15 protein-coding genes are annotated in these 17,302 nt (G+C 60.3%); 6 read left to right on the top strand and 9 right to left on the bottom strand.

Features of this window, described 5'->3' with window-relative positions; all coding sequences use genetic code 11:
• Positions 1-187 precede the first annotated feature (187 nt).
• Positions 188-3,286 carry a multidrug efflux RND transporter permease subunit gene (locus ACZYSM_RS07725; RefSeq protein ID WP_489070420.1) on the bottom strand — a complete coding sequence of 1,033 codons (3,099 nt, stop codon included), beginning with the start codon at positions 3,284-3,286 and terminating at the stop codon, positions 188-190.
• A gap of 29 nt (positions 3,287-3,315) precedes the next feature.
• Entirely contained in the window at positions 3,316-4,473 is a 1,158-nt protein-coding gene (locus ACZYSM_RS07720) for an efflux RND transporter periplasmic adaptor subunit (protein WP_489070418.1), read from the bottom strand.
• Between the two features lie 292 nt (positions 4,474-4,765).
• On the opposite strand from ACZYSM_RS07720, the gene ACZYSM_RS07715 reads away from it, so the two are divergent.
• Positions 4,766-5,467: a response regulator gene (locus ACZYSM_RS07715; RefSeq protein WP_489070416.1), complete on the top strand. Its 702-nt coding sequence runs from the start codon at positions 4,766-4,768 to the stop codon at positions 5,465-5,467.
• Positions 5,468-5,471: 4 nt separating this feature from the next.
• A complete protein-coding gene (locus ACZYSM_RS07710) occupies positions 5,472-6,773 on the top strand; it encodes an ATP-binding protein (RefSeq protein ID WP_489070414.1) in 1,302 nt (433 codons plus the stop codon).
• Positions 6,774-7,127: 354 nt separating this feature from the next.
• Here the strand turns inward: ACZYSM_RS07710 and pncA are convergent, their stop codons facing one another.
• From pncA to ACZYSM_RS07690, 4 genes are read right to left on the bottom strand one after another with little or no spacing between them, the layout of a single operon-like run.
• Positions 7,128-7,805 (bottom strand): bifunctional nicotinamidase/pyrazinamidase, encoded by a 678-nt coding sequence (gene pncA / locus ACZYSM_RS07705; protein WP_489070455.1) that lies wholly within the window; start codon positions 7,803-7,805, stop codon positions 7,128-7,130.
• 49 nt (positions 7,806-7,854) lie between these two features.
• A complete protein-coding gene (locus ACZYSM_RS07700; RefSeq protein ID WP_489070412.1) occupies positions 7,855-8,640 on the bottom strand; it encodes an anti-sigma factor family protein in 786 nt (261 codons plus the stop codon).
• Complete coding sequence (locus tag ACZYSM_RS07695) at positions 8,637-9,179, bottom strand: RNA polymerase sigma factor (protein ID WP_489070410.1); 543 nt, start codon at positions 9,177-9,179, stop codon at positions 8,637-8,639. The genes ACZYSM_RS07700 and ACZYSM_RS07695 overlap by 4 nt, the downstream gene beginning before the upstream one ends.
• Positions 9,180-9,196: 17 nt before the next feature.
• Complete coding sequence (locus tag ACZYSM_RS07690) at positions 9,197-9,739, bottom strand: tetratricopeptide repeat protein (protein ID WP_489070408.1); 543 nt, start codon at positions 9,737-9,739, stop codon at positions 9,197-9,199.
• Between the two features lie 353 nt (positions 9,740-10,092).
• Here ACZYSM_RS07690 and ACZYSM_RS07685 point away from each other — a divergent pair, with 353 nt between their 5' ends.
• Both ACZYSM_RS07685 and nudC read left to right on the top strand, forming a co-directional pair.
• A complete protein-coding gene (locus ACZYSM_RS07685; protein ID WP_489070406.1) occupies positions 10,093-10,905 on the top strand; it encodes a crotonase/enoyl-CoA hydratase family protein in 813 nt (270 codons plus the stop codon).
• A 6-nt stretch (positions 10,906-10,911) separates the two neighbouring features.
• A complete protein-coding gene (gene nudC / locus ACZYSM_RS07680) occupies positions 10,912-11,742 on the top strand; it encodes an NAD(+) diphosphatase (RefSeq protein ID WP_489070404.1) in 831 nt (276 codons plus the stop codon).
• On the opposite strand, the gene ACZYSM_RS07675 is transcribed toward nudC, so the two are convergent.
• The gene (locus tag ACZYSM_RS07675) at positions 11,710-12,489 is read right to left on the bottom strand and encodes a TSUP family transporter (RefSeq protein ID WP_489070402.1); all 780 of its coding nucleotides are present in this window, start codon (positions 12,487-12,489) and stop codon (positions 11,710-11,712) included. The genes nudC and ACZYSM_RS07675 overlap by 33 nt on opposite strands.
• A 179-nt stretch (positions 12,490-12,668) precedes the next feature.
• On the bottom strand, positions 12,669-13,907 hold the full coding sequence (locus ACZYSM_RS07670) for an acyl-CoA dehydrogenase family protein (protein ID WP_489070400.1): 1,239 nt from the start codon (positions 13,905-13,907) through the stop codon (positions 12,669-12,671).
• Between the two features lie 271 nt (positions 13,908-14,178).
• On the opposite strand from ACZYSM_RS07670, the gene sfnG reads away from it, so the two are divergent.
• Complete coding sequence (gene sfnG / locus ACZYSM_RS07665) at positions 14,179-15,279, top strand: dimethylsulfone monooxygenase SfnG (RefSeq protein ID WP_489070398.1); 1,101 nt, start codon at positions 14,179-14,181, stop codon at positions 15,277-15,279.
• Between the two features lie 168 nt (positions 15,280-15,447).
• On the opposite strand, the gene ACZYSM_RS07660 is transcribed toward sfnG, so the two are convergent.
• Positions 15,448-15,741, bottom strand: coding sequence for a DUF1348 family protein (locus tag ACZYSM_RS07660; RefSeq protein ID WP_489070396.1), 294 nt, complete (start codon positions 15,739-15,741; stop codon positions 15,448-15,450).
• Positions 15,742-15,957: 216 nt separating this feature from the next.
• Here ACZYSM_RS07660 and pssA point away from each other — a divergent pair, with 216 nt between their 5' ends.
• Positions 15,958-17,301 carry a CDP-diacylglycerol--serine O-phosphatidyltransferase gene (gene pssA / locus ACZYSM_RS07655; protein WP_489070394.1) on the top strand — a complete coding sequence of 448 codons (1,344 nt, stop codon included), beginning with the start codon at positions 15,958-15,960 and terminating at the stop codon, positions 17,299-17,301.
• Position 17,302: the final 1 nt, after the last annotated feature.

Below are 17,302 nucleotides of genomic sequence, written 5' to 3'. Positions count from 1 at the left end.
CGAACCTTAGCATGTGGCTGGATAGAGAACCCTGTAGCAGCTGCCGAAGGCTGCGTTCGGCTCGGTCCGCGCTCGGGCGAAGCAGTCGTAAAAGGTGCGACCGAGATCCTCCTGAAAGACCCCGATCACCGATTTGCGACCGCTGCGCGCTCGAACGCAGGCTTCGCCAGCTGCTACAAAAAGCGGCTCAATCCGCCTTATGCCGCTTCTTCACAAGCTTCATCACCACCACAAAAAACACCGGCACAAACACCACCGCCAATGTCGCAGTAATCATCCCGCCGATCACCCCGGTGCCGATGGCTTGCTGGCTCGCCGAGCTGGCGCCGGTGGCGATGGCCAGTGGCACCACGCCAAGGATGAAGGCCAGTGAGGTCATGACGATCGGTCGCAGACGCAGGCGGGCGGCTTGTACCGTTGCGTCGATCAGGTCGTGGCCTTCGTCATACAGGCTCTTGGCGAACTCGATGATCAGGATCGCATTCTTCGCCGACAGCCCAATGATGGTGATCAGCCCGACCTTGAAGAACACGTCATTAGGCATCCCCCGCAACGTCACCGCCAGCACCGCACCGAGCACGCCCAGGGGCACCACCAGCAATACCGACGTCGGAATCGACCAGCTCTCGTACAACGCCGCCAGACACAGAAACACTATCAGCAACGACAGCCCGAGCAGGATCGGTGCCTGAGCGCCAGAGAGGCGCTCCTGCAACGACAGGCCGGTCCATTCCTGGCCCAGGCCTGCCGGCAGTTGCGCTACCAACCGCTGAATTTCTTCCATCGCTTCGCCGGTGCTGTGGCCAGGCGCCGGTTCCCCGGAAATGCTGATGGCCGGGTAGCCGTTGTAACGGGTCAACTGTGCCGGGCCCTGAGTCCATTTAGCCTGGACGAAGGCCGACAACGGCACCATTTTATCGGCGTTGTTACGCACATGGATTTTCAGCAAGTCCGCCACCTGGCTACGGTGATCGCCTTCAGCCTGCACCACCACCCGTTGCATCCGGCCCTGATTGGGGAAGTCATTGATATAAGCCGAACCCACTGCGGTGGACAGCACATTGCCAATGTCCGCAAAGGAGATGCCCAAGGCGTTGGCCTGCTTGCGGTCGACTTCCAGTTGCACCTGCGGCGCCTCAGCCAAGGCACTTTCCCGGACGTTGGCCAGTATCGGGCTTTTCTCGGCAGCAGCCAGCAGCTCGGTGCGCGCTTGCATCAGCGCGGCGTGGCCGACGCCGCCACGGTCTTGCAGGCGGAACTCGAAACCGCTGGAGGTGCCGAGGCCGCTCACTGGCGGCGGTAATATCGCGTAAGCCACCGCGTCCTTGATCTGGCTGAGGGCGATGTTGGCCCGGTCAGCGATAGAGGCGGCGGAATCGTCGCTGCCTCGTTCTGACCAGTCTTTGAGGGTTGTAAAGGCCAGCGCTGCGTTCTGCCCGCTGCCGGAGAAGCTGAAACCGAGAATCACCGTGCTGTCGCCAACGCCGGGCTCGGTGGCGTTGTGCGCTTCGATTTGCTCCACCACCTGCACCGTGCGGCTTTTGCTGGCGCCGGGCGGCAACTGGATGTCGGTGATGGTGTAACCCTGGTCTTCCACCGGCAGGAACGAGGAGGGCAGGCGACTGAAACACAACGCGAGGCCAATCAACAGCACGCCGTAGATCAACAAATAACGCCCCGTGCGTTTCAGCGCATAGACCACCCCGCGCTGATAACCGTCGCTCAGTTGCTCGAAGCGTCGGTTGAACCAGCCGAAGAACCCACTCTTGGCGTGATGTTCGCCCTTGGCGATCGGCTTGAGCAGGGTGGCGCACAGCGCCGGGGTCAAGGTCAGGGCGAGAAACGCCGAGAACAGAATGGAGGTGGCCATCGACAGCGAAAACTGCTGATAGATCACCCCCACCGAGCCCTGCATGAACGCCATCGGGATAAACACCGCCACCAGCACCAGCGTGATGCCGATGATTGCCCCGGTGATCTGCTTCATCGCTTTGCGCGTCGCCTCTTTGGGCGACAGGCCCTCGGTGACCATGATCCGTTCGACGTTCTCCACCACCACAATAGCGTCGTCCACCAAAATGCCGATGGCCAGCACCATGCCGAACATGGTCAGCACGTTGATCGAGAAACCCAGCGCCAGCATGGTCGCAAAGGTGCCCATCAGCGCCACGGGCACCACCAGCGTCGGGATCAGCGTGTAGCGGATGTTTTGCAGGAACAGGTACATCACCGCAAACACCAGCAACATCGCTTCGCCCAAGGTGTAAATCACCTTGGTGATCGATACTTTGACGAAGGGAGAAGTGTCGTAGGGGATCTTGTATTCCACACCGACCGGGAAAAACTGCGCCAATTCATCCATCTTCGCCCGCACCAGGGTGGCCGTGCTCAAGGCGTTGGCGTCCGGTGCCAGCTGTACGCTGATCGCAGTCGACGGCTTGCCGTTCAGACGGGTGGAAAACTGGTATTCCTGGCTGCCGATTTCGACCCGGGCGACATCGCCGACACGCACGGTCGAACCGTCGAGATTGGCTCGCAGCACGATGTCAGCGAACTCTTCGGGCGTCGACAGCTGGCCTTTGACCAGCACCGTCGCGGTGATTTCCTGAGTCGAGCGGGTCGGCAAGTCACCGATGCTGCCAGCAGAAACCTGGGCGTTCTGGGCGGTAATGGCGGCGTTGACGTCGGCCGGGGTCAGGTTGAAACCGATCAACTTCTGTGGGTCGATCCAGATTCGCATAGCCCGTTCGGCGCCATAAAGCTGCGCTTTACCGACACCGTCCAGGCGGCGGATTTCGTTCATCACGTTGCGCGCCAGGTAATCGCTGAGCGCCACGCTGTCGAGCTTGCCATCACTGGAGGTCAGGGTGATCAACAGCAGAAACCCGGCCGAGACCTTCTCCACCTGTAAACCTTGCTGGATGACCGCTTGCGGCAGGCGTGGTTCTACCGCTTTGAGACGGTTTTGCACGTCGACCTGAGCCATTTCCGGGTTGGTGCCAGGCTGGAAGGTCGCGGTGATGGTGGCGCTGCCGAGGCTGCTCTGGGACTCGAAATACAGCAAGTGGTCAGCACCGTTGAGCTCCTGCTCGATCAGGCTGACCACGCTTTCGTCGACCGTTTGCGCCGAGGCGCCGGGGTAAGTGGCGTAGATCTCCACTTTCGGCGGTGCGACATTGGGGTACTGCGCCACTGGCAATTGCGGAATGGCCAGGGCGCCGGCCAGCAGGATAAACAGCGCGACCACCCAAGCGAATATCGGGCGGTCGATAAAAAATTGCGGCATGGGAGGTGCGTCCTGGGGGCTGTTGCTGGCTACTGGCCAGAAGCCTGGGCGAGTGGAAGAGGGCTGTCGTCGATCTGCACTTTCTCGCCGGGGCGAGCGTGCTGCAGACCTTCGATGACAATGCGATCGCCCGGTTTCAGGCCTTCGGTGACGATCCAGCGGTCCTTTTGCACCGAGGCCAGTTGCACGGGTTGTTGGCTGACCCGCTGCTCGGCGTCTAGCAGCAGCACCTGAGCGATACCGGCGCTGTCGCGCAGGATGGCCCGCTGCGGCACGCTGATGCCTTGCTGATTGACCGCTTGCTCCAGGCGCACGCGAATGAAGCTGCCTGGCAGCAGATCGAGGTCCGGGTTAGGGAACTCGCTGCGCAGGATGATCTGGCCGGTGCTCGGATCGACGCTGATGTCGGCAAACAGCAACTTACCCGGCAGCGGGTAAAGGCTGCCGTCGTCCTGAATCAAGGTGGCGCGGGCCTGGTCCTGACCCACCTGCTGCAACTGTCCGGCGCGAAAGGCACGGCGCAGGTCGTTCAGCTCACGGGTCGACTGGGTCAAATCGGCGTGGATCGGGTCCAGTTGCTGGATCAGCGCCAGCGGGGTGGTTTCGTTCTGCCCGACCAGCGCGCCTTCAGTGACCAATGCCCGGCCAACACGCCCGGAAATCGGCGCAGTGACCGTGGCGTAACCCAGGTTCAATTTGGCCCGTTGCACTGCAGCCTGATTGGCCGCCACATCGGCAGCGGTTTGCCGGACGCTGGCCCGGGCGTTGTCGTAGTCCTGGCCGCTGATGGCGTTGCCTTCAACCAGCTGGCTGTAGCGCTGTTCTTGCAAGCGCGCCTGGAACGCATTGGCCTCGGCCTTGCGCAGACTAGCCTGGGCGCTGTCGAGGTCGGCCTTGAACGGTGCCGGGTCGATGCGAAACAGCACGTCGCCTTTCTTGACGTCAGTGCCCTCACGGAACGTGCGTTGCAGCACGACGCCGGCCACTCGGGCACGCACTTCGGCAATCCGTGGTGCGGCAATTCGCCCGCTCAGTTCGCTGCTGATTGAAAGAGGTTGTGCCTGGATGGTCTCGATCCGGACTGTGGCCAGCGGTGCTTTTTCTTCTGCGGTGGAGGACTTGTCACAAGCGCTCAGCGTCAATGCCAGTGCAAGCAGGCAGAGCGGCGTAACCAGGTTCTTCGACATGCTGATACCCCAATAATGACCCAAGCATGCTACGGGCAGCCGTTGAGGGTAGCGGTGAAGCTTTGTAGGTGCTCTGTGAAATTGTGTGAAGGTTTTGCTCGCTGGCGCGCCAGGGCGTATATCCTTTGCGGCTTGATTTTTAATGCGACTGATAGATTGCTATCGCGAGCAGGCTCGCTCCCACAGTAGGTCGGTGGTGTTCACAGAATCTGTGTCCACTGAGATCCCTTGTGGGAGCGAGCCTGCTCGCGATGGCGGCTTATCAGATGCCACAGTACTTTCTGGAACACCCATGCCCAACATCCTCTTGGTCGAAGACGACACTGCGCTCTCCGAACTGATCGCCAGCTACCTTGAACGCAACGGCTATCAGGTCAGCGTGATCAGCCGCGGCGATCACGTGCGTGAGCGTGCGCGAGTCGATCCACCGGATCTGGTGATCCTCGATCTGATGCTGCCGGGCCTCGATGGGCTGCAAGTCTGCCGCTTGCTGCGCGCCGATTCGGCGACTCTGCCAATCCTGATGCTGACCGCCCGCGACGACAGTCACGATCAAGTTCTGGGCCTGGAAATGGGCGCCGACGATTACGTCACCAAACCCTGTGAACCGCGTGTTCTGTTGGCGCGAGTGCGGACCTTGCTGCGTCGCAGCAGTCTCAGCGAGCCGCAAACCGCCAGTGACCGGATCCTTATGGGCAATCTGTGCATCGACTTGACGGAGCGCACCGTGACCTGGCGCGAGCAACCGGTGGAGCTGTCCAGCGGCGAGTACAACCTGTTGGTGGTGCTGGCCCGCCACGCCGGTGAAGTCCTGAGTCGTGATCAGATTCTGCAACGCCTGCGCGGCATCGAGTTCAACGGCACCGACCGCTCGGTGGACGTGGCCATCTCCAAGTTGCGGCGCAAGTTCGACGATCACGCCGGCGAAGCCCGCAAAATCAAAACCGTGTGGGGCAAGGGGTACCTGTTCAGTCGTTCCGAATGGGAATGCTGAGCCGATGCTGAAAATCCTGATTCGGCTGTACCTGATCACCATCGTCACTTTCAGCGCGGCGATCTATTTGATCCCGGACCTGGTGATCAAGGTCTTCCACGAGCGCTTTCTGAACTACAACCTCGACCAGTCCCGTGGCGTGCAAAACCTCATCGTCAAACAGTTTCACGCAGTGCCGCCCGAGCAATGGCAGGCGTTGGCGGCCGAGATGGACAAGGAGTTCCGGCCGTTGCAGGTGGCGGTGGTACGCAACGACGACGCGGATTTCAGCGCCTACGAAATCGAGCGTTTGCAGCGTGGCGAGAAAGTGGTCCGTATGGGGGATTGGGGTTCGCGCACATTGGCCGTTGCGCCGCTGGATGAACAGAGGGTGGTCAAGCTGATCGTTCCGCCGGACCCGTTGGACGTCAATTTGCTGTACTGGAGTATCAATGTGCTGATCGGCGCGGCGTTGCTCGCGTGCCTGCTGATGTGGCTGCGTCCGCACTGGCGTGATCTGGAACGCTTGAGAGGAACTGCCGAGCGCTTTGGCAAGGGCCATTTGAGCGAGCGTACGCAAATCCCTCCCAGTTCGAACATCGGCAGCCTGGCCAATGTGTTCGACACCATGGCCGGTGACATTGAAAACCTGCTGAATCAGCAGCGGGACCTGCTCAACGCCGTGTCCCACGAACTGCGCACGCCGCTGACCCGGCTCGATTTCGGCCTGGCGCTGGCGCTGTCCGACGACTTGCCGGCGGCCAGCCGCGAGCGCTTGCAGGGTTTGGTCGCGCACATTCGCGAACTGGATGAGTTGGTGCTGGAGCTGCTGTCCTACAGCCGCCTGCAGAACCCGGCTCAGGTGCCGGAGCAGGTGGAAGTGTCCCTTGACGAGTTCATCGACAGTATTCTGGGCAGCGTTGATGAAGAGCTGGAATCGCCCGACATCGTCATCGACGTCTTGCTGCACGGCACGCTCGAGCGTTTCACCCTCGATCCACGGTTGACCGCTAGGGCGATACAGAACCTGCTGCTCAATGCCATGCGTTATTGCGAGCGGCGGATTCAGGTAGGGGTTCAGGTATGCGCCAAGGGTTGCGAAATCTGGGTCGACGACGACGGCATCGGTATTCCCCACGACGAGCGCGAACGGATCTTCGAACCCTTCTATCGACTGGACCGCAGCCGCGACCGCGCCACTGGCGGCTTCGGCCTGGGCCTGGCCATCAGCCGCCGAGCGCTGGAAGCCCAGGGCGGTACCCTCACGGCCGAGCCATCACCGCTGGGCGGGGCGCGGTTCAGGTTGTGGTTGCCGGCAGCGGGGTGAGTCGCTGATTTCAGGACCGCTTCGAGGTCCAGCGCAGGCATGCCCTCGTGCCGGTCAGTTAAACGTCATTTTTGCGAGGAAAGCTTCAGAGTGTTCGCCATGCTCAAAAAACCACCCCTCACCCCGGCCCTCTCCCCAGAGGGGCGAGGGGGCTGATCTTGAGTGTCAACCGAGCTGCTGCGACCTGTGAAACCGAGTCGACTATGGATTCAACATATTACTTTCAGGTCGCAGCACCCCCTCAGAAACCTACATTCTGCTCCCTCGCCCCTCTGGGGAGAGGGCTGGGGTGAGGGGTGTTTTAGGGGGAGACGAAAATGCACGGCTCACAGCAAACCATCAGTCCAGGATTTCTTACAAAAACGCCGTCGCACTCTCCACATCGCTCGTCGTGATCAACCGCACGCCAGCCGCTTGCATTCGCTGTGTGGCCTCGGCCAGTGAGCCGTCCCTATCAATCGCTCTGCAGGCATCCACCACCACAAAAGTGTTGAACCCGGCCGCCCTAGCATCGAGCGCCGAATACATCACACAAAAATCCAGCGCCAGTCCGACCAGATAGACCGTGTCGATCCCACGCGCTTTCAGATAAGCGGCCAGTCCGGTGGTGGTTGTGTGATCGGCTTCGACAAAGGCCGAATAGCTGTCGATGTCAGGATTGCAGCCTTTGCGGATGATCAGTTGCGCGTGGGGCAGATTCAAATCGGCGTGAAGCTCGGCGCCGTGGCTCGCTTGTATACAGTGATCAGGCCAGAGCGTTTGCGCACCGTAAGGCAGCTGAACGCTGTCGTAAGGCTTGCGCCCCGGATGGCTGGAGGCGAACGAGGCATGTCCGGCCGGGTGCCAGTCCTGAGCGATGACCACTTGTTTGAAGTGGCTAGCAATGCGATTGATCAGCGCAACAATCACATCGCCCCCAGGCACCGCCAGTTGGCCGCCGGGAATAAAATCGTTTTGCATATCGATGACGAGCAACGCACTGCGGTTGCGGGTTGTACCGAGTGGTTTCCATTGAACCGTGGTGGTTGTCATGCAGTGATCCTCCTTGGAAGTAAGATGTCCAGCATAGTAGTAACTGCGCTCAAACACTGATCCGGCTTCTAAACAACTGTGCCATGGCCTCAAGCTCCGACGCCGGGTTATGCCCGATTACCATAAAAGCGTGATCCATGTCGGACCAGTAGACAATGTTCATCCCGTGCCGTTGCTCATGCGCGAGGGGATGAATACCGGTTTTCGAGAAGGTGATGCACAGCGCTAACGGGCCATTGACCGGGTCTAGATACGTGATCTGGGCAATGGGCACGCCATCGTATTCGAGCAGTTGCGCGCGTTTGAGCGTAGGCCGCTGGAGCGCCAGTTGCGCCGGTTCCAGCGTCAGGCCCAGGCGTTGGTCGATGGTGTGTAATTGCGCGCGTTGGGAGGCTTCGTCGTCGGGCAGGTGATCCAGGGTTTGCGGAACGTAGAGGGCCATGTAGTCGGCCACCAACGCACGCCAGTTAGCGCGGTTTTTCTGTTCGGCCGCCTGCCAGCCGAGAAACAGCCGATCGGCCGCGATGCCTGCAACCAGAAAACCCGCCGCCGCCGCGATGAAACGACGTCGGCTCAGCGCAGCGTCGGTAGCAGGCGACGGCAAGGCATTGAGCATCGCTGTCAGCCTGTCCTGCGGCGCCTGATCGAGTAAATCCGCATAAGCGCTCTGGAAGGGCAGATCACTGCGCGACAGCCACTCAAGACGCTGTTCCAGGGTTTCGTCATTGGCCAGCGCAGAATCGATCTGGACCCGGTCCTCGGCACTCAACTGACCATCGAGGTAGGCCACTAGCTGTTCATCCGAGGGTGTTTGTTGCGAGCGCTGGTCAGTCATCGCCGTTCTCCTGTCGAGGTGGTAGGCACTGAATGCAGGGGCGGATGTTCGGCCAGCTTCAAACGAGCGGTAGCCAGACGGCTCATGACGGTGCCGATGGGGACCGCGAGGACCTCGGCGACTTCCCGGTAAGACAAACCCTCGACATAGGCCAGAAACACCGTTTCGCGTTGCGCCTCAGGCAAGGCGTCGACGCGTTTGATCACTTGTGCGGCCAGCACGTGGGTCTGCGCTGCGTGTTCTCCGTCGAACGACAGGACGCTGTCCGCGTCGACGAAGCCCTGGCCCTGGCGCACCCTTTGCGCGCGCACCTCGTTGAGCCAGATCGAATGCAGAATACTCAGCAACCAGCGATCCATGCGCGTGCCCGGCACAAACTGCCCTGCACGCTCCAGGGCCCGCACGCAGGTGGCCTGCACCAGATCTTCAGCCACATGCCGTTGCCGAGACAACACCAGGCCATAACGCCATAAATGCGCCAGATGTTGGCCCAGCTCTGCTCGTATTGCCTGATCGCTGGCGATAGCGGCCTCCGCCATTGCGGTTAGAACGGGTTTCAGGTTTTTGACGAATCGGTGATCGCTTCGGCCAGGTCCTTGTATTCCTCACAGGTGGTGCTGCAAATCGACTTGATGGTCTGCAACTGCTCCTGCGCCAGGTCCAGCCGGCCTTTGATCACATAGGCCTCGCCGAGGTATTCACGCACCTGAGCATAGTGCGGATCGAGTTTGACCGATTGCAAGTAGTAGCCAATGCCTTCGTCGGTGCGGCCCAGTTTGCGCGTGGCGTAGCCGCGGTAGTTCAGGGCTTTGGCGGTGTACGGTTGTTTGAGGGTGTCGAGCAGGGCCAGGGCTTCTTCATAGCGACCGTCCTTGGCCAGCCGATACGCATAATCGGTGCGCTCTTCGTCCGGAGCCAGGCTGCTTTGTTGGCTCACGCAGCCTTTGCTGCGGGTGTCCCAGACCTTGCCTTTCGGGCATTGGGGTTTGGCCGGGGCGTTGTCACCGCCCATGGCCAAAACCATGGAGCTGGATAACGCTGCCGCCAGACAACCGGCGAGCAGCAGCGGGGCAGTGAAAATAGCGCGGCGGGTATTCATCGGTGGTGCTCCGGTCGATGGGATAGATGAATTAAAGGACTCACAGACAGAGAACACCTGACGGCGGATAATTATTCATGCACATCGTGAATATCGGCGCATATCCCTGTAGCAGCTGCCGAAGGCTGCGTCCGGCCGGGCAGCGGTCGTAGAATCAGACTTCGCATTTCTCCAGGCTAACCGCGATTGCCGAACTACGGCCGCTTCGCGGCCGGACGCAGGCTCCGCCAGCTGCTACAGGGGCCTGTGAAGGCCTGAGAGTCCCGCTTTTGGCCGATGCACTGCCTTACTGCCAACCGCGATGCCTTGTTATAGTTCGGCCCTCATTTTCAGTCCCAGTAAGGATCACTGCCATGTCCGAATACCAAGCCTTTCGCGTCGAACTGACGGACAACATCGCCCATGTGCAGATCAACCGTCCGGAAAAGATCAACTCAATGAACGCGGTGTTCTGGACCGAAATCATCGAGATATTCCAATGGATCGATGACACCGATGAAGTCCGGGTGGTGGTGCTCAGTGGGGCGGGTAAACACTTCTCGTCCGGTATCGACCTGATGATGCTGGCTTCGGTGGCCAATGAGCTGGGCAAGGATGTCGGTCGTAACGCGCGTCTGCTGCGGCGCAAGATCCTGCAACTGCAAGCCTCGTTCAATGCCGTCGACAACTGCCGAAAACCGGTACTCGCAGCGATTCAGGGTTATTGTCTGGGCGGCGCCATCGACCTGATTGCGGCCTGCGACATGCGTTACGCCGCCGAAGACGCGCAGTTCTCGATCAAGGAAATCGACATGGGCATGGCCGCCGATGTCGGCACTTTGCAACGTTTGCCAAGGATCATTGGTGACGGCATGCTGCGTGAAATGGCTTACACCGGGCGTACCATTGGTGCTGAAGAAGCGCGTAGCATTGGCCTGGTCAACCGCACCTACCGTGATGCGTCCAACCTGCTCGACGGTGTGATGAGCATCGCTCGGGAAATTGCCGCCAAGTCGCCGATTGCGATTGCCGGGACTAAAGAGATGATCAGCTACATGCGCGATCACAGCATCAACGACGGACTGGAATACGTTGCGACCTGGAACGCCGCTATGCTGCAATCCACTGATCTGCGTCTGGCAATGGCCGCGCAAATGAGCAAGCAGAAACCCGAATTTCTGGATTGATAAAAAATGACTTCACGCTGGACCACCGCAGTACTCGATACCGACGTTCCCGGCGGCTGGGCCGTGGCCCGCAGCAGCGACGGTTTTTTGTTCGATGACAACGGCGCGCTGTTCCCACGCGAATGGCTCAAGCGTCAGGACCTGTCGATTCTGGCGGAACATGGCATCGGCCATCTGGACGGCGAACCGGTTTACCTGCTGGAGCTGAAGAGCTCATCCGAGGTGCCGGGTTGCCGCTGGCAAGGTCTACGGGCGTTCATGCTCGAGGGCGATCACACCGTCTACAAAGTGCTGGGTTATGCCGCGCAAATCGGCACCTGGGCACGCGAGCATCGCTTCTGCGGCAACTGTGGTCAGGCCATGCAGCAAATTCCACGCGAGCGGGCGATGTACTGCGAGCCGTGCGACCTGCGCCATTACCCACGGATTTCGCCGAGCATGATCGTGTTGATCACCCGCGGAGACGAGGTTTTACTGGCGCGCTCGCCACGTTTTGTCCCCGGGGTCTACAGCACCCTGGCCGGATTCGCCGAGCCAGGGGAGTCCGCCGAGGATTGCCTGATTCGTGAAGTGCGTGAAGAGGTGCAGATCGAGGTAAAGAACATCCAGTACATGGGCAGCCAGTGCTGGCCGTTCCCACACTCGATGATGCTGGGGTTCCATGCCGAGTACGCCGGTGGCGAGATCGTGCCGCAGGAAGACGAAATCGAAGATGCGCAATGGTTCAACATTCATGCGCTGCCGCCGTTGCCGGCGTCGCGCTCGATTGCCCGCTACCTCATCGATATTTATGTGGCGCGCCGCTTAGGCCATGCTGAACCAGTGTTGCCAGGCTAGGCGCACAGTCAAACCCAGCACCACGGTGATGAACACCGGGCGAATGAACTTTGCACCGCCGCTGATGGCGGTGCGCGCACCGAAGAACGCCCCAACCATCACCGACAGGCCCATGCTCAGGCCGATGATCCAGTCCACTTGGCCAGAAAACACGAACACCGACAGCGCTGCGATGTTACTGACGAAGTTCATGCTCCGCGCCACGCCACTGGCCTTGACCAGGTCGATGGGGTACAGCAGCAGGCTGCTGACGGTCCAGAACGCACCGGTACCGGGGCCGGCCACACCGTCGTAGAAACCCAGGCCAAAACCTTGGGTCGACTGCCACTTCTTCTTGATGGGCGCGTCACTGTCCAGCGGCGCTTTTGGCGTGCCGCCAAACAGCAGGTACACACCACACGCGAAGACGATCACCGGCAGCATCTTGTTCAGCCACTCGGCCGGCAGGTAATGCGCCACAATTGCGCCAACCAAAGCCCCCACCAACGTCCCGACAATCGCGTGCACCCACTGGCGCGGGTGGAACAGTTTGCGTCGGTAGAAAGTGAAGCTGGCGGTGGCCGAGCCGAAGGTGGAACTGAGCTTGTTGGTGCCCAACACCAGGTGTGGCGGCAAACCGGCGGTGAGCAAGGCCGGGGTAGTGAGCAAGCCGCCGCCGCCAGCGATGGCATCGATGAAACCGGCAATGAAGGCAACAAGGATAAGGATGGCGAGGGTGGCGAGGTCTACGCTGAGTTCGAAAGGCATGGGGGTCGACTTATTCGGCGGGGCGCAGAAGAGGCTGCGCGAAAGCCCGATATCTTACCCATATCCAGCCTTTGCAGCGACCCGTCCGGCCTAATCGCGAGCAAGCTCGCTCCTACATTTGAAATGCGTTCCCCTGTGGGAGCGAGCTTGCTCGCGATGACATATTTCCAGACGCTACATTACGTACGCTCAGGCCCATTCCCTATCTGCCACACAAACGGCGGTTCGGTCCCGTTGATTGCCCAGTCTCCGATAATCCGCGCCTTGTAGATCACCGGGTTGTGAGACGACACGGTCCGCGCGTTACGCCAATGTCGGTCCAGGGACTTGCCTTCGCGAATATCCGAAGCACCGAGGGCGTTGAACAACTCACTGGTGGCGCGCTGGATCAGTTCCGAGACCACCACCTGGGCCTTGGCCGATTCGATTTCTGCCGCAACATTCGCTGTGCGTTCCGCCGCCTCATCACCGGCGAAACGAGCCAGATAAGCCCGTTGCGCCGGTTCAGCCGCACGCAGCGCACTGGCTTCGGCGGCATACACCAGTGCTGCGATTTCCCCGACCACTTGCTGCACTTGTGCGTCCTCGCTGACCCGCGGTGCGTTGCCGTGGCTGTAGATGCGTTTGCGCTCACGGACCTGATGGGCGACGTCGCGCACGGCTGCGCGGCCGATTCCGGCCAGGGTGGCTAACAGCACTAGCTGATAGAAGGCGGTCTGGTATTTGAAGCGGGTGGAGAAGTCGATGATGTTTTCGGCCTCCACCTCAGCATCGATAAACCGTGAAGTGCCGCTGCCGGTGGTGCGTTGACCGAAACCGTCCCAGTCATCGCTCTGCACGATTCCCGGCTGGCGGGTGCGCACGGCGACGATTACGTCGCCGCCGGTGTCGCTGCGCTGGGCGTAGACGTCGATCCAGTCAGAAAAAAGGCTCCCGGTGCTGTAGAACTTCTCACCATTGAGTCGCCACCGGTCACCGTGGGGCGAGACGTTGGTGATGACTTCGCCTAGGGTCACGCTGCCGATCTCGGTCCAGGCACAGCCGACGATATCGCCGCTGACGAAGCGTTTGAACCAGACATCCCGGCCCGGTCCCGGCGCGGCATTCAAACGATCCTCGGCAAAGGCAAAATGCCCGCGCAAGGCTTGTGGCACGTTTGAATCCGCTTCGGCCAGCTCGATCAATAGTTGGAACAATTGCGGCAGGGACGCGCCACCACCGCCGTGCTCCACTGGCACGCGTACCGCGCCGAAACCGGCCTCCTTGAGCCATTGGATCGGTTCGAAAGGCAAACTGCGCGACTGCTCTCGCTCCAGCGCACCAGCGGCAATACGAGTGAAAATCGGCCGGAAACGCTCGGCCAGCGCTTCGTAGTCAGTGCCGATGGACAGCGGGTTGATGACATGATGTTCGGTCATGGGACAGCTCCTTGGATCGGGTCTGCCAAGGGGATTGCACAGTCCATGCCGAGGAGCCGAGTGCCGGATTAACGGGGGCGTGCGGGTCTTGATCGACGTTCAACTGTTTCACAGCCAACAGTATTTCAACAAAACGACCTGTTCCCGACCGGTACGCCATCACCTGTAGCCGCTGCCGAAGGCTGCTAACGGCTATCAAGAGCATCGCGATAGCCGCTGGCACGGTTGCTGCTCTAGACCTGGGACACTCCCAAGTCCCGAGGACAAACCTATGAGTCAGCAAGCCGTTAAATTTGCCTACTGGGTGCCGAACGTCAGCGGCGGGCTGGTGGTCAGCAAGATCGAGCAACGGACCCATTGGGGCATCGATTACAACCGTAAGCTGGCGCAACTGGCCGAAGAGGCCGGTTTCGAATACGCCCTGACACAGATTCGCTTCACCGCCGGCTACGGTGCCGAGTATCAGCATGAATCGGTCGCGTTCAGTCACGCGCTGCTGGCGACGACCACCACGCTCAAAGTGATCGCAGCGATCCTGCCGGGCCCGTGGCAGCCGGCACTCGCGGCCAAGCAACTGGCGACTATCGATCAACTGACCAATGGCCGGGTCGCGGTGAATATCGTCAGTGGCTGGTTCAAGGGCGAGTTTCAGGCGATTGGCGAGCATTGGCTGGAGCATGACGAGCGCTATCGCCGTTCCGAGGAGTTCATCCGCGCATTGAAAGGTATCTGGACCCAGGACAACTTCACCTTCAAGGGCGACTTCTATCGCTTCAACGATTACACCCTCAAACCCAAACCATTGGGCCTGCCGCATCCGGAGATCTTCCAGGGTGGCAGCTCGCGAGCCGCGCGGGACATGGCGGCGCGAGTCTCCGACTGGTACTTCACCAATGGCAATACGCCGGAAGGGATCAAGGCCCAGGTCGATGACATTCGCGCCAAGGCTGCAGCCAACAATCACTCGGTGAAGGTCGGGGTGAATGCGTTTGTCATCGCCCGTGACACCGAAGAAGAAGCCCGCGCGGTGTTGGCGGAAATCATCGACAAGGCCGACCCGGAGGCGGTGAATGCCTTTGGCGATGCGGCGAAACAGGCCGGTAAAGCGTCGCCAGAAGGTGAAGGTAACTGGGCCAAGTCCAGTTTCGAAGACCTGGTGCAATACAACGATGGTTTCAAAACCAACCTGATCGGCACCCCGCAACAGATTGCCGAGCGCATCGTGGCATTGAAGGCAGTGGGGGTGGATTTGGTATTGGCGGGGTTCCTGCACTTTCAGGAAGAAGTGGAATACTTCGGCAAGCGGGTGTTGCCGTTGGTGCGGGAGTTGGAGGCGAAGGCGGGAGTGAAGAGGGCGCAAGCGGTGGCTTGAACGAAAGCAGAACGACGTTATGTAGCAGCTGGCGCAGCCTGCGTCCGGCCGCGGAGCGGTCGTGATTCCAGCTTCCCCGATCTAACGTTCAGAACCGGGGTGCAGGTTTTACGACTGCTTCGCAGCCGGACGCAGGCTGCGCCAGCTGCTACAGGAGCTGCGGCGTTGCTAAAGATCCAAATCCGACAACCCCGGATGCTCATCCGGGCGCCGGCCCAGCGGCCAATGGAACTTGCGGTCGCTTTCCTTGATCGGCATATCGTTGATGCAGGCGTGCCGATTGGACATCAGCCCGTGGTCGTCGAATTCCCAGTTTTCATTGCCATAAGAACGGTACCAGTTGCCGGAGTCGTCGTGCCATTCATAGGCGTAACCAGTGGCAGCGATGCCATTTCTATAGATCAGCTTTTCGGTGACATCCAGAATGATGTCGCGTGTGTCGTTGCTAGTAATATCGTTCATGCGCCCAACAGTAGAACGATCGTTCTCCTTGGTAGAGTGGGTATTTTTGGCGCCTGTGAAATTGCCATCGCGAGCAGGCTCGCTCCCACATTTGAAATGCATTCCCCTGTGGGAGCGAGCCTGCTCGCGATGGGGCCTTTACAGACACTAACAAGACCCAAGGCAATCCATGGTGTAAGCTCATCCGCTCTTCGGAATCGACCTTTTGCGAGCCTTATGCCGTCGCTTTTCAAACGCTCCCTGCTGCCAAAACTGCGCGGTTTTCCGCTGACTGCCGATGCCGTCACCATCCTTTCTGGCGCCGCTGAGTTTCGCTGCTGCCTGCTGGAGAGAATCGCCCAGGCGACGCAGCGCATCTATATCGTTGCGCTGTACCTGCAGCAGGATGAAGCCGGCCAGGAAATCCTCGATGCCTTGCACGCTGCCAAAGCCGCGCGGCCGGAGCTTGATGTGGTGGTAGTGGTCGACTGGTTGCGTGCCCAACGAGGGCTCATCGGCGCCGGCAAGCAGCCGGGCAATGCGGCCTGGTACCAAGAGCAGACCCGCACCCACACCAGCGAAGTGCCGGTGTACGGCGTGCCGGTGCAGACCCGCGAGCTGTTTGGTGTACTGCACCTCAAGGGCTTTGTGATCGATGACTGCGTGATCTACAGCGGCGCGAGCCTGAACAACGTCTACCTGCACAAGTTCGACAAGTACCGTTTTGATCGCTACCACCTGTTGCAGTGTCGCGCGTTGGCCGACTCCATGCAGCACCTCGTTGAGCACGGCCTGATCGCCTCCAGAGCGGTCCACCGCCTCGACTTGCCGAACCTGCCGAGCACCCGCAGCCTGCGCAATGACATCGGTGATCTGCGCAGCCGCCTGAAGCACGCGGCCTACGACACCACGTCCGGTAGCGTCAACAAGGGTGGTTTGTCGGTCAGCCCGCTGCTTGGGGTCGGCAAGAACAACCCGCTGAGCCGGGTGATCTGTGAGCTGATTGCCAGCGCTCAGCAGCAACTGACCATCTGCACGCCGTATTTCAACCTGCCGCTGCCCGTGACCCGGGAGATAAACCGGGCGCTGGCGCGTGGCGTGAAGATTGACATCATCGTCGGTGACAAGACTGCCAACGACTTCTACATTCCGCCGAGTGAGCCGTTCAAGGTCATCGCCGCGCTTCCTTATCTCTACGAAATCAGTCTGCGACGTTTCGCCAAACGCCATCAGCGGATGATCGACAGCGGTCAGTTGAACCTGCATCTGTGGCGCGACGGCGACAACACCTATCACCTCAAGGGCATGTGGATCGATCAGCGTTACACCTTGCTGACGGGTAATAATCTCAACCCGCGAGCGTTCCGCCTGGATCTGGAAAACGCCTTGCTGATCGATGACCCGAAAAATGAGCTGATGGAGCCGCGCGAGGCTGAGCTGGCGGAGATTTTCCGCAACACCACCCGCATCGAACGCTATCAGCAGTTGGAAACCCTGGTGGAGTACCCGGCGGCCGTCGGCAAATTCCTGCGTCGGGTCAGCCGGGTGCGGATCGAGCGGTTGCTCTATCGCATTCTGTAAG

The sequence above is a fragment of the Pseudomonas sp. F220 genome (assembly GCF_057813935.1).
Note: the sequence above shows the minus strand (reverse complement) of the source record. Positions and strands in the feature narration are given on the sequence as shown.